This window comes from Thermopetrobacter sp. TC1 (genome assembly GCF_000746275.1).
Lineage (GTDB): Bacteria > Pseudomonadota > Alphaproteobacteria > Rhizobiales > Aestuariivirgaceae > Thermopetrobacter.
The window spans coordinates 908,349-921,054 of the sequence record NZ_KN050828.1 but is presented as its reverse complement, the minus strand read 5'-3'; the positions used below and the strand labels follow the sequence as shown (position 1 = coordinate 921,054).

Annotated in this window: 13 protein-coding genes; 12 read left to right on the top strand and 1 reads right to left on the bottom strand. The window is 53.5% G+C overall.

What is annotated here, in order from left to right; all coding sequences use genetic code 11:
- Positions 1-64: 64 nt before the first annotated feature.
- Positions 65-631, bottom strand: a complete 567-nt coding sequence (gene hpt / locus EK16_RS07795) for a hypoxanthine phosphoribosyltransferase (protein WP_038035717.1) — start codon at positions 629-631, stop codon at positions 65-67.
- Between the two features lie 243 nt (positions 632-874).
- Between hpt and EK16_RS07790 the strand changes: the two genes are divergently transcribed.
- The 12 genes from EK16_RS07790 (at position 875) to rfbA (ending at position 12,649) form a co-directional block, all read left to right on the top strand.
- Complete coding sequence (locus EK16_RS07790; protein WP_156098525.1) at positions 875-1,351, top strand: hypothetical protein; 477 nt, start codon at positions 875-877, stop codon at positions 1,349-1,351.
- Between the two features lie 194 nt (positions 1,352-1,545).
- Positions 1,546-1,725, top strand: coding sequence for a YdcH family protein (locus EK16_RS07785; protein ID WP_038036296.1), 180 nt, complete (start codon positions 1,546-1,548; stop codon positions 1,723-1,725).
- Between the two features lie 846 nt (positions 1,726-2,571).
- The gene (locus EK16_RS07780) at positions 2,572-2,781 is read left to right on the top strand and encodes a cold-shock protein (protein WP_038036295.1); all 210 of its coding nucleotides are present in this window, start codon (positions 2,572-2,574) and stop codon (positions 2,779-2,781) included.
- Positions 2,782-3,038: 257 nt separating this feature from the next.
- The gene (locus EK16_RS12280; protein ID WP_156098524.1) at positions 3,039-3,953 is read left to right on the top strand and encodes an HAD family hydrolase; all 915 of its coding nucleotides are present in this window, start codon (positions 3,039-3,041) and stop codon (positions 3,951-3,953) included.
- 11 nt (positions 3,954-3,964) lie between these two features.
- Positions 3,965-6,547 carry a glycosyltransferase gene (locus EK16_RS11540; RefSeq protein WP_051929078.1) on the top strand — a complete coding sequence of 861 codons (2,583 nt, stop codon included), beginning with the start codon at positions 3,965-3,967 and terminating at the stop codon, positions 6,545-6,547.
- Positions 6,548-6,550: 3 nt separating this feature from the next.
- Positions 6,551-7,288: an FkbM family methyltransferase gene (locus EK16_RS11965; protein ID WP_081910369.1), complete on the top strand. Its 738-nt coding sequence runs from the start codon at positions 6,551-6,553 to the stop codon at positions 7,286-7,288.
- An 8-nt stretch (positions 7,289-7,296) separates the two neighbouring features.
- Entirely contained in the window at positions 7,297-8,055 is a 759-nt protein-coding gene (locus tag EK16_RS11960; RefSeq protein ID WP_197059651.1) for a sulfotransferase family protein, read from the top strand.
- Between the two features lie 49 nt (positions 8,056-8,104).
- A complete protein-coding gene (locus EK16_RS12275; protein WP_156098523.1) occupies positions 8,105-9,223 on the top strand; it encodes a hypothetical protein in 1,119 nt (372 codons plus the stop codon).
- A 3-nt stretch (positions 9,224-9,226) separates the two neighbouring features.
- A complete protein-coding gene (gene rfbC, locus EK16_RS07760; RefSeq protein WP_038035710.1) occupies positions 9,227-9,784 on the top strand; it encodes a dTDP-4-dehydrorhamnose 3,5-epimerase in 558 nt (185 codons plus the stop codon).
- A 3-nt stretch (positions 9,785-9,787) separates the two neighbouring features.
- Entirely contained in the window at positions 9,788-10,861 is a 1,074-nt protein-coding gene (gene rfbB, locus EK16_RS07755) for a dTDP-glucose 4,6-dehydratase (protein WP_038035709.1), read from the top strand.
- A gap of 4 nt (positions 10,862-10,865) precedes the next feature.
- Entirely contained in the window at positions 10,866-11,762 is an 897-nt protein-coding gene (rfbD, locus tag EK16_RS07750; RefSeq protein ID WP_038036290.1) for a dTDP-4-dehydrorhamnose reductase, read from the top strand.
- Positions 11,759-12,649 (top strand): glucose-1-phosphate thymidylyltransferase RfbA, encoded by an 891-nt coding sequence (gene rfbA, locus EK16_RS07745; RefSeq protein ID WP_038035708.1) that lies wholly within the window; start codon positions 11,759-11,761, stop codon positions 12,647-12,649. The genes rfbD and rfbA overlap by 4 nt, the downstream gene beginning before the upstream one ends.
- The last annotated feature ends 57 nt before the right edge of the window (positions 12,650-12,706 follow it).

The following is a 12,706-nucleotide window of genomic DNA, read 5'->3' as shown; positions in this document are numbered from 1 at the left end:
CAGTATGATTCAAGAATTCAGGACGGGCATGGCAAATCACATGAGAGAGGAACGTGGCGCACAATTACGCCCCTTCTTCCGGCGCCTCCTCCAGCACATGACCGACGAAGGGAAGCTCGCGGAAGGCATGAGCCTTGTCCATGCCATAGCCGACAACGAACAGATCCGGGCATTCAAATCCGCGAAAATCGGCCTCGATGTCAGCAACGCGATGATGCGGCTTGTCCAGCAGCACCGCCGTCATCACCCGGGCAGCACCGCGCTTCAGCAGCATGTCGCGCGCATGCGCCAGCGTTCGCCCGGATTCGAGAATGTCATCCACAAACAGGACATCCCGATCACGCACATCCGTCTCGATATCCCGCAACACCTTCACCGTGCCTGAAGAGCGTGTTCCGGCGCCATAGCTGGAAAGGATCATGAAATCCACTTCCGGCAAAAGGCCCACCCGGTAAAACGCGCGCAACAGATCGGCAGCGAAAATGAAACTGCCCTTCAGGATCGGAACGACCAGCAGCCGCCGCGGATTTCTGCGGGCGATTTCCGCCGCCATTTCCTCCACCCGCCGCGCGATCATTTCCTCGGAGTAGAGAACCCTGATGCGCGTTCCCTCTATCGTGACCGTATCCATAATCCCTTGAGCGTCCTGTTCACGTCATATGCACCTGGAACCGACAAGTCCGGCACAATCGTCCCGAGACGAAGGCACAGCGCCAAACCCGTGCAAGCAGCGCCTTACCAGCTCGCCCCGGCAAAGGCCAGCATCTCTTGGCGCATTTTTGCGCTTCTTGTGGCCTTTGCCCACAGGAAGTTTCAGGCCGCCTTGCGCGAATGCGCCGGATCGGTCAGAGATGATGCGAGAGGAGAGGAAAAGATGTCGGGCACGCAAGTTATTGGGACCGAGGCGGACCGGCGCCTGCGCGGCGCGCTTGTGCGCCTGCGCACGGCCAGCCTGTGGGCCGACGCCCTCTCCCGCCTGGCACCGCAAGCGCATTTGCTCGACGAGGATTTGCCGCTGCTGTCCCGCCGCGCTTTCCTGAGCGCCTGTCAGGAAATCAGAAACAGCCAGGGCGGAAGCTGCATAACGCTGAACTTTCCTCACGCTGATGCGCGCGCGCTGCATATTGCGGGCATCGTGCTGTTCGAGACCCTGCGCCGCACCGATATCATCGGCCGCCTCGGCCAGCGCACGCTTGCCGTCGCTCTGCCCGGCTGCCCGCCGGCCAGGGCGCGCAATGTGTGCACCCGCATCGAACGCGCCTTGCTTTCGGAAGCGGCCCGCACCCCGCAGGCCGCCACACTCGCAAGAGGTCTTCACGCCGAAATCATCCCCCTCGCTCCTGACGGCTGAAGCCAAAGACCGGCAAACGCTCAAAGCGCCCAAGGATACGCGCAAACGCCATGTGCATGCACGCAGGCGCTGCACATGAAATTTCCGTCATTTGATCCAGGCCATTCGACAAAGCCGGGCAATTGTGTCACACTTTCCCCTGCAGCCGAGGCTGCATGGAAGGGGAAAATCGCACAACGACAAAGGAGGTGCTCATGTCACTGGAAGCGCACATCCGTGAGCTGGAAGCCCGTCGTCAGCGGCTGAAGGAAAAGATCGCGGAACTCATGGCGCATCCGAGTGTGGACGATATCGAGATTGCCCGGCTAAAGCGTGAAAAACTGCATCTGAAGGACGAGATTGCCCGCCTAAAGAAGGAAATGGGCGTGGCGTAAGGTCGCGTCACACAAAGGATCAGACTTGCGGCCGTCTGTGCGGTCTCTGCACCCTTCCGCCGGGAATGGCATATCCGGCCATTTTTGGGCGGCAAGGGAAGGATAAGGAGCATATTCATTCCTGAACCGCGGCAGAAGGCCCTACAACATGCACAATCGTGCGCTGCGTGTCAGGGAAAATCCGGTGAGTAAGTGTGTGATCACCGTGGTTTTCTCCTGAAAGGACAAGAGCTTGCCTGCCCTGCCGTGTTTGCTTCGGCAATGTGGTACAAGCGCTTTTGAGAACCCCACACCATCTCAGGCCCCATCTCCCATCGGGAAACGGGGCCCTCGTTTTGCCAAACGCCTCCTTTTCCCCTTCTTCCGTCGATTGGCAGCGCCTGATCAGGCGCACGGGTCTTTCCTCTCGCCGGATCGAAAAAGGAGCCTCCTTGATAAGAAAGTCCTTGACTTGCCGCGCCGGCCCGTCCACTGTGCTCCCTGTCGATGGCCGCTGCCGGCTTGGCCCGCAGGCAAAACCTGCGCCAGCGCCAAGGCAGGCCCGCGACACAACTGTAAGAAACATCCGACTGTTCACGCCAAAGGCACGTGTGCAGCGGCAGCGCCGGCAAAATGCCGGCCAGGAAGACGACCACGACCCGAGAGAGAAGCCCCTGCCCGTGCCCACGAGATCCCGATCAGGCGTCTGCCGGAAGCAGACCGTCCCGCAAATTCCCCACATCGCGAACACGACGACTGAGGCGCGCAATGCCTCTCGCGCCCGTCAAAACGCATCAGCGCCGCTTCTCAAGAGAAAAACGGCGGACGATCACCTCTATCACTAACGCCATACAAGGAGTGAAGATCATGGCGAATGGTACCGTGAAATGGTTCAATCCGGAAAAGGGCTACGGCTTCATCGAGCCGGAAGGCGGCGGCAAGGATGCCTTTGTGCACATCTCCGCCGTGGAGCGCGCCGGCCTGTCCACCCTGCATGAGGGCCAGAAGGTCTCCTATGACCTCGTGGAAGGCCGCAACGGCCGCTTCTCCGCCGAAAACCTGCAGGTGGAAGAATAAAGTCGAGACAATCTGAGATTATCCATCTCATTACACTCTTTCAGGGCACCACAACATTTGTGGCGCCCTTTTAGTTGCATAAAATACTCTTTGAGTGTATTTGAAATTACTTCAACAATTATCACGATTTTCTAAGAATATATTTTTAAAGTTCTCCAATTCAGATCAGACATAACCCGCTTGACTCACAACTTTTCCTCGGTATATATCCATTACGTCAAGATTAGTTTGCTTGGCCTGCCGGGGGATTGCGTAAAATGAATCATGTAATAGATAAGGATTATTTTAAATACAAAACAGTTGATGATGTTAATTACACAGAAATTAACATAGCTTCAAGGGAAATCATCACAAACAAACATAAATCTACCAAAACGAGTGACATAGAAAACAGGATAATACAATATATAAGAGAAAATGATATAAAAGTTCTCTCCTTTGATGTATTTGATACGTATTTATTGCGAAACAGCAAGCCGGAAGCGGCCAGATATATGGAGCTTTCAAATATCATATTGAAAAGATTAAAGGATTCTCTCCCGCATCAGGAGAGATTATCCACCCTTGATCCAGCAGATATCTGTCTGGCGCGCATTGCGGGCATGCAGGCGACATACAGAACACGACCGCGGGTGGAAGGCTGTGGCGAAGGCGAAATTCGCGAGGTCATCGCCATGCAGTGCCGTCTGATCGGCCTGCCGGCGCAGGCGGAAGACATCCTGCTCGAAGCGGAAATCGCCTACGAAGCGGAAAATCTGTCCGAGAACACGCTGCTCGCCCGCCTAGCCCGCCGTTTCCGCAAGGAGGGCGGCAAGGTCATCCTTGTCAGCGACATGTATCTCGGCGCCGACATCATCGCGGAAATCATTCACCGCGTCGTCAAGCGCCCCGTGCATCAGCACCTCTTCTCCAGCGCCGACATGGTCGTTTCCAAGCGCAGCGGCAAGATTTTCCCGGCCATCGAGCGGATTCTCGGTCACGCCCCGCGTGAATTCCTCCACATTGGCGATTCCTGGACCGGAGACGTGGAACGCCCGCGCAAGGCCGGCTGGCACGCCATGCATTTTCCCATCCCGCGTACGGAGCTGAACAAGCGCAAGGCGGCGCTGGCCGAGTTCATCCGCGAGATGGACGAAAAAGGCATAAACACCCGCGCCTGGGCCAAACTGTAGGACGGGGGCAGATGCAGGAGCTGATCGCAAAGAATGCGGATCATGCCCGCCATGAATTCGGCCGGGAGCTGCTTGGCCCCGTCGTGGCCGATTATCTCTATCGCCTCTATGGCACGATCCGCTTCTTCCAGGACGTGCGCAAGGCCCGTGTCCTCTTCGTCTCGCGCGCCGGCATCCGCATCCGCCGCGCCCTGGACACATTCACACAGGCCACGGGCCTGCCCCCCGTCGAAGACGCGCCGGATTTCTGGATCTCCCGCCTCATGGTGGCCAAGGGCACCTGGCGGCGCCATCGCGACAACGCTATCGCCGTCCTCAAGGGCGAGTTCTACCATCACACATTGCGGGAAATGGCCGAGGCCATGTTCCGCCATGACGGCCTGCCGCCGGATTTTCCGCAGGATGATCCCTGGCTGGAACGCAAGGGCAAGGAGATCGAGGCCTTTTTCGCCGAAAACGGCCCCGCCGCTCAGGTCATCGCCGCCCATTTCGAAGATCAGTCCCGCCTCTTTGAGGAGTATTTCACGGACCTCGCCGGGGATCGCGACACCATCCTTCTCGTCGATACCGGCTGGGCGGGCACGGCGCAGCGCCTTCTCGCCGACGCCTGGCCGGAGAAGACCTTCTGGGGCGCCTACTTCGGCCGCTATGGCTTCGAGACCACCGATCGCCGCTACTGGCCCAACATGATCGGCCTCGTTTTCGAGCAGGATACCTTCGAATACGAAAAGCCCGAGACCTGTGTGGTGCTTCACCGCCACATGATCGAACACCTCTTCGAGCCGCATGGCCCCAGCATAGAACGGCTCGCCCGCAGTGATGCGGGAACGGTTTTCGCCCCGGAGGCCGAGGCGGTGCGCGCCGATGCCCCCACCGCCGCCACCGATCCCATGTTCACTGGGGTCATGACCTATCTCGCCGACCTGCCGGACGGCGGCAGCCTCGCCGCGCTTCATGCAGCCGCCGGCCGCGCCTGGCCGGAGATCGCCCGCATCGTCACCCTTCCCACGCGGGAAGAAACGGCGCTGTTCGGTCACATCCGCCGCTCCGCCGATTTCGGCAAGACGCTGATGGTGCCGCTTCTGTTGCCGCCCGAGGACAGGTTTGAGGGCGATTCACCGGAGCGGCGCATCCAGGATTCGCTCTGGCAGCCCGGCCAGGCGGCCCTCGAATACCCGCGCGACCTCGCCGAGCCGCTGCAGCGGCGCCTCGCCGGCCTCGGCCCCTTCGACTTCAAGAAGCCGTGGACGCCGCCGGCCGTCAATGTCCATATCCGTCAGCGCCCGGCCGTGGCGGTCATCACCCGCACGCTGGACCGCCCCATGTTCCTGAAGCGCGCGCTTGAAAGCGTCGCCGCCCAGACCTTCGACGATTATGTGCACGTCATCGTCAGCGACGGCGGCGATATCGATCTGGTGCGCGACACCATCCGCGACACCGAATGCCGCCACAACCGCATCCTCCTCATCGACAATGTCGAAAACCGCGGCATGGAGGCCGCCTCCAACATCGGCATCCGTGCCGTGGACAGTGACTATATCGTCATCCACGACGATGACGACAGCTGGGAGCCCGCTTATCTCGAAAAGACCGTCGCTTTTCTGGACGGCCCGAAGGGCGAGATCTATGGCGGTGTCATCTCCAAGTCCATGTACGTCTCCGAAGAGGTCACGCGCGAGGGCATTAAGGTGCACGCCCGCGTGCCATATCACGGCTGGGTGGAAAACGTGCACATCATGGAGATGGCCATCCAGAATTTCTTCCCGCCCATCGCCTTTCTTTACAAGCGCGAGATCTATGACCGCATCGGCGGCTATAACGAGGCCTATCCCGTCCTGGGGGATTGGGATTTCAACCTGCGTTTCCTCATGGAGGCGGACATCGGCGTTCTGCCCGAGCCGCTTGCCAACTATCACCATCGCGACCGCGGCAACACCCATCTGTTCGGCAATTCGGTCATCGCCGGCCGCGACAAGCACGTGGAATACGCCGCCATTGTCCGCAACCGCCTGACGCGCAACGCCCTGCAGGGCGGCGGCAACGCGTCCATTGCCGTGCTCGTTGGCATCGGCCTGCATCTGGACGCCTTGCGCCAGGAAACCCGGCGCATTCAGCAGCGCACGGAAGAGATGCCGGGCATGATCAACGCCCTGGCCAATCCCATTCAGGAGCTGGCCCGCAAGCAGCAGAACGAGATGGAGCGCCAGTCCGGCCCCGGTCTGTTCGATGCCGATGACTACTGGGTGGCCATGACCCGGCTGGAACGCGCCGTTCTGCTCAAGGACTGGAGCGTGCTGCGCAAGCTCGGCGTGAAAGACATCAGCCGCGGCCGTCTGCTCCTGATGAAACTGGGCCTCTCACGAAAGGGATTCGAGAAACCACCAAGACTATCTGCGGAAAGCATAAAGTTCTTGACTCAACTCCGAAAGAAAGGCTATGAATTGGAACCACCTCCGGATTTCGATGAGGAAGCATATCTCAGTAGAAACCCGGATGTGGCCGCCGTAGTTGCTCAAGGCAAACTTCATAGCGGCTTTGAGCATTACTATTACTACGGCAAAAAAGAGGGCAGAAAGAGAATTAGTAGGAATTAATAAATGTATATAAAAAGAGATAATAATTTGATTTTTGACATTGGTATGCATAAAGCCCTAGATACAGAATTTTATCTAAAAAAAGGATTTAATGTTGTTGCTGTAGAAGCTAATCCACAATTAGTAGAAGACGCTAAGTGCAGATTATATGATTATATAAAAGAGGGAAGGCTTACTATATTAAATCTTGGAATTTCACCAACTGAAGGAAAGTTAACTTTTTATATAAATTTAGAAAATGATGAATGGAGTAGTTTTAACAAAAATCTCGGAACAAGGGATAATACGCGATATGAAACTATAGAAGTAGATTGCGTAACTCCAATGTATTTATTTACAAAATTTGGTATTCCTTATTATGTTAAAGTAGATATAGAAGGATACGATGTTTATGTTATCAATACTATTAAAGAGTTAAAGATAAAGCCCAAATATGCATCTATAGAGGATTCAGGAATTGATAGTTTAATCAGTTTTTATAATAGCGGATGTAGGAAATTTAAATTATTAAATCAAATAGATAAATGGAAGATACAATTGCCCAATCCCGCTTTAGAAGGAAATTATATAAGTGATTATTCGTTTGGCGCTTGTACTTCAGGGCCTTTTGGAGATGAAGTTCCTGGAAGATGGCTTTCAATAGATGAAGTTATGTATGAATACTTGAATAAAGTTAGAAAGCCTGGTGAACAACATATAATTCAACATGGATGGTGGGATATACATGGTTGTTATGAATGAGGGAAGACATGAAAAACATACAAGAACATATCATTCAAAAAGATTTTTCTCAGTACTTTCCTTATCCGATACCGCAAATTAAATATTTAGCTAATTGCTCTGAAAAATATAAATATATATACGTTTCAACCCCAAAAGTTGCATGCTCAACAATTATAAAAACTTTACAATATTTGGAAGTTGGAGAAGACATGAATAAATTACCTCAGCATGTACATGACAGACATAACTCACCATTATTAAATCCTTATGATTTAAATGCAACACCATACGAGATGCTTGAAACAGATATGTATTTTAGATTTACATTTGTACGCAATCCATACACAAGAATACTTTCTGCATATTTAGATAAAATAGTTAACAATCAATGGGAACGAAATAGATTATTACCTAAATTAGGGTATTCAAAAAATGCTAATCTTACATTAACACAATTTCTTGAAACAATAAGAGAGATCCCCGATGTACACAAAGATATACACTGGACACCTCAATATTATTTAATACAACCTGATAAAATAAATTATCATGTAATAGGTAGATTTGAAAATTTCTCTATCGCATTTAAAAAAGTTATAGAGAAAATAAATAGTGAATGTAATATTGAACTCTTCAAAACTAAAGCAGACCACCATAAAACTAATGCAGGAAGTAAAATATTGGATTATATAGGGAAAAGAGAAAGAGATTTAATATTAGAAATATTTGAAGATGATTTTGTAAAATTTGGATATAGTGAAGATCCGTTTTTTGCTGAGATATAAATATTAAATAGTAACCCACCAGCAAAGCACGAAAGAAGTGACTAAAAAAATGAACTGCAAAGAAAAATACCAACAAGGATGGTCTCTATGGCTAGAAAAGAGGTTTTATGACGCCTTTAAAGAATTTCATGATATAATATTATATAAAAAAGGAGATATAAAAGTCAGAAAAAAGGCATTTGATGCTGCATGCTTTATGTTGATAAAAGATGGAAATAGGGAAAATGAATTTATAGGCTTACTTAATCTAGCTAATGATCTGGATTTTTTTCCAGATACACTTACACAATATCAAGCAAGTTATGAACTCTATAAAGGAAATTATAATAAATTTTGGAAATATATATCTATCTGCCCTCCTTATAATGAAAAGACAATGGGGCCATGGTCAAGAGGATGCACGACTTTACCAAAATCAGAAAACTGGTATTATGAAATAAGTAAAATTAAAAATAATAAGGATGATATTAAAATTCTAATGGATAACAAAAAAAGTAGAAAAAAATTTGTATGTCTCTTTGCTTCTGATGCGAATTATTTTAATAAATATTATTCCTATCCATTTAAATCTATAATTAACAGCAAAACAGAAGCCGATCTTCACTTTCATATTATTAATCCCAACAAACAAACTTATGATATTATCAATAATATAAAAAATAATAATTATATAAATTTTAGTATAGAAGAAGCAGAATACAATAATAAAGCCTATTTTGCTTCATCTAGATTTTTGGTTGCTCCAAACATTATTAGATTTTATGAAAAGCCAATGTTTATATTTGATATTGATGTTTGCATAAATGATAATTTAGAAAAACTTTTCACAATAGAGAAGTGGGATAGAAATATTATTGGTGTACGGCATACTTACGGACTGGCTCTGCCATGGCAAAGAATGGCTGCAGGAGCTATGTATATTCCTTTTAATGGAGCATCTATGCTTTACTTAAGAAAAATTAAAACATATTTATCTTCTATCTTTGATAAAATAGAGCCTAATATAGATATTTGGTGGGTAGATCAGAATGCAATCTTTTTCTCGTTGCTTGATATGATGAAAATTAAAGGATTTAAGTTCCAAACATGGGGAATAAGATTAAAATATTTAACTTTCCCAAACTTATTTCAAGATAAACAAAAAATATTAAATACAAAAATCAAATGATCAATGATAAAAATTATCGAAAATAATCATGTAAATTATGATGAGAGAGGTTATTTTTTAGAGGTTTATAATAAAAAAGTTTTATCATCACTTGGCATAAACGTTGACTTCGCCCAAGATAATCAGTCCTTTTCGTGGAAGGCGGGTACGATTCGCGGGTTGCATTTTCAGATTCCGCCGCATGCCCAGGCCAAGCTTGTGCGTGTGCTGCGCGGGCGCATTCTCGATGTCGCCGTGGACATCCGCAAGGGCTCGCCCACGTTCGGGCAATATGTCGCCGTGGAGCTTTCCGCCGAAAACCGCAAGCAGCTGTTCATTCCTGAAGGCTTCGCCCACGGCTTCTGTACGCTCGAGGATGAAACCGAGGTCTTTTACAAGGTCTCGGACTATTACGCCCCGGAATGCGAACGCGGCCTGCTGTTCGATGATCCCGCTCTCGCCATTCCCTGGCCCGTCTCCCGCGAAAACGCCATCATCAATGCGCGTGATCTCGCCTTTCCCACCCTCGCCGAGCTGCCGGACTACTTCGTCTATTCCGGCCGGGACGGAAAGGAGGACTGACCCATGCGCGTCCTCGTCACCGGTGGTTGCGGCTTCATCGGCGCCAATCTCTGCCTGTATCTCGTGCGTGAGGCCGGGTGTCACGTGCTCAATGTCGATGCCCTCACCTACGCCGCCAATCCCGCCTCGCTGCGCCCCATCGCTGATCACGCCCGCTACCGTTTCCTCAGGGCCGACATTGCCGATGCCGGCGCCATGCGCCAGGCCATCGCCGCGTTCGCTCCGGACATCATCATACACCTGGCCGCGGAAAGCCACGTCGATCGCTCCATTACCGATGCCGCCCCCTTTCTTCGCACCAATGTCATCGGCACCCACGTCCTCCTTCAGGCCGCCACCGCCTACTGGCAGGCCCTGCCGCCGGAAAGGCAATGCCACTTCCGCTTTCTCCACGTCTCCACCGATGAGGTCTTTGGCGATCTTTCCCTGCAGGAAGAGCGTGCCTTTTCCGAACAGAGCCCATACGCTCCTAGCTCGCCCTATGCCGCCAGCAAGGCCGCGGCCGATCATCTCGTCCGCGCCTGGCACCGCACCTACGGCCTGCCCATTCTGATAACCAACTGCTCGAACAACTATGGCCCGCGCCAGTTTCCGGAAAAGCTCATCCCGCGCATGATCATCAACGCCCTCCTGGGGCGGCCGCTGCCCGTTTATGGCCGCGGCGAGAACGTCCGCGACTGGCTGCATGTCGAGGATCACGTGCGCGCCCTTTTCCGCGTGGCGCAAAAGGGGCGCCCCGGCCGCACCTACTGCATCGGCGGCCGCTGCGAACGCAGCAACATCGACCTCGTGCGCACGCTTTGCCGCATGCTCGATGAGATGCGTCCCGCAGGCACGCCGCATGAACGCCGCATCACCTTCATGCCCGACCGTCCCGGCCATGACCGGCGCTATGCCATCGACCCCACCCGCATCGAGACGGAACTGGGCTGGCGCCCGCGCCTCAATTTCGACGACGGCCTGCGCCAGACGGTCCGCTGGTATCTCAACAACGAGGACTGGTGGCGCCCCCTGCTGAAACGCGCCGCGGCACGCGGGGAAGGGGGCATCCTCTATGAGGATGGAACCGGAGACTGAAGCCATGCGCATCCTCGTTATCGGTCACATCGGCCAGCTGGCCACCGCCTTGCGCGAAACATCCCTGCCCGCCGGCTGGCATCTGCGCACGCTGGGGCGCCCGGCTCTGGACCTCTGCGATGCCGAGGCCATCGACTTTGTCCTGACCAATGACGCCCCGGACGTCATCATCAATACCGCTGCCTACACCGCCGTCGATGCCGCCGAGGAGAATGCCGAAGCCGCCTTCGCCCTCAACCATGACGCGCCCGCCCGTCTCGCCCGCGCCTGCGCGCGGCAGGCCATTCCGCTCATTCACATCTCCAGCGACTATGTCTTCGCCGGCAACAAAGGCGCACCCTACACCGAGAATGATCCGCCCGAACCCGTAAGCGTCTATGGCCGCTCGAAACGGGCTGGCGAAATGGCCATTCGCGAATCGGGCGCAACGCACCTCATCATCCGCACCGCCTGGCTCTTCGGCCCGTACGGACACAATTTTCTGCGCACGATTTTGCGCCTGGCGGAAAAAGGCGCACCCTTGCGCATCGTCGCCGATCAGCGCGGCTCCCCCACCTGCGCCCTGCATCTGGCTGCGGCGCTCATTGCCCTGCTGGCGCGCTGGCTTGCCGAACCTGAGACCTTTCCCTGGAACCGCACCTGGCATCTTGCCGGCGCCGGACACGCCACCTGGTTCGAGCTGGCCACGGCGATCATGTGCGCCGCACCCGATTTCGGCCTGCCTTCCGTGCCCATCCAGGCCATCGCAACATCCGCATATCCCGCAAAGGCACCACGGCCACCGGATTCGCGCCTTGACTGTTCGGCTATCGACCGCGCCCTGGGCATCCGCCTGCCGCCCTGGCGTGAGGGGGTCATCGCATCCTTGCAACATCTGGTTTCGAGGGAGGGGGCATCATGAAAGGCATCATTCTCGCCGGCGGCTCCGGCACCCGGCTCTATCCGGCTACGCGCGCCATCTCCAAGCAACTCCTGCCGATCTATGACAAGCCGATGATCTATTATCCGCTCACCACCCTGATGCTGGCCGGCATCCGCGACATCCTCGTCATATCCACGCCGCGCGATCTGCCCCTTTTCAGGGAACTGCTGGGAGATGGCCGCCAGTGGGGGCTGACACTTTCCTATGCGGAACAGCCGCGACCGGAAGGCCTGGCGCAGGCTTGCATCATCGGTGCCGATTTTGTTGGCGAGGAGCCTTTCGCCCTCATTCTTGGCGACAATGTCTTCTATGGCCATGGCCTGCCGCAGCGCCTGCGTGCCGCCCGCGAGCATGTGGAGCGACAGGGCGGTGCCGCCGTTTTCGCCTATCAGGTGACCGAACCGGAGCGCTTCGGCGTCATCACCTTCGATGAAAAGGGCCGGCCGCTTTCCATCGTTGAAAAACCCGAATGCCCGCAATCCCGTTGGGCCGTCACCGGGCTTTACATGTTCGATGCCCAGGCGCCCCGCATCGCCCGGGGGCTTGAGCCTTCCGCCCGCGGCGAGCTGGAGATTACGGATCTCAACAATATCTATCTCGCCCGGGGCACGCTGCATGTGGAGCGTTTGGGCCGTGGCTTCGCCTGGCTGGATACCGGCACACCAGACGGCCTGTTGCAGGCTGCCTCTTTTGTTGCCACCCTCACCCACCGCCAGGGTCTGCGTATCGCCAGCCCGGAAGAAGTAGCATTGCACATGGGATTTATCACGCAAGAGGAGCTGCGCGCCACGCTGCATGCACTCAAGTCATCGAACGCCCCATACGTGCGCTATCTTCGCCGGCTCGCCGGTCAGGATACGGGCTGATCCCCGTATCCTTTTGCCCTCATGGGAACGGCCCATGTGCCTCAATTCCATAGGATT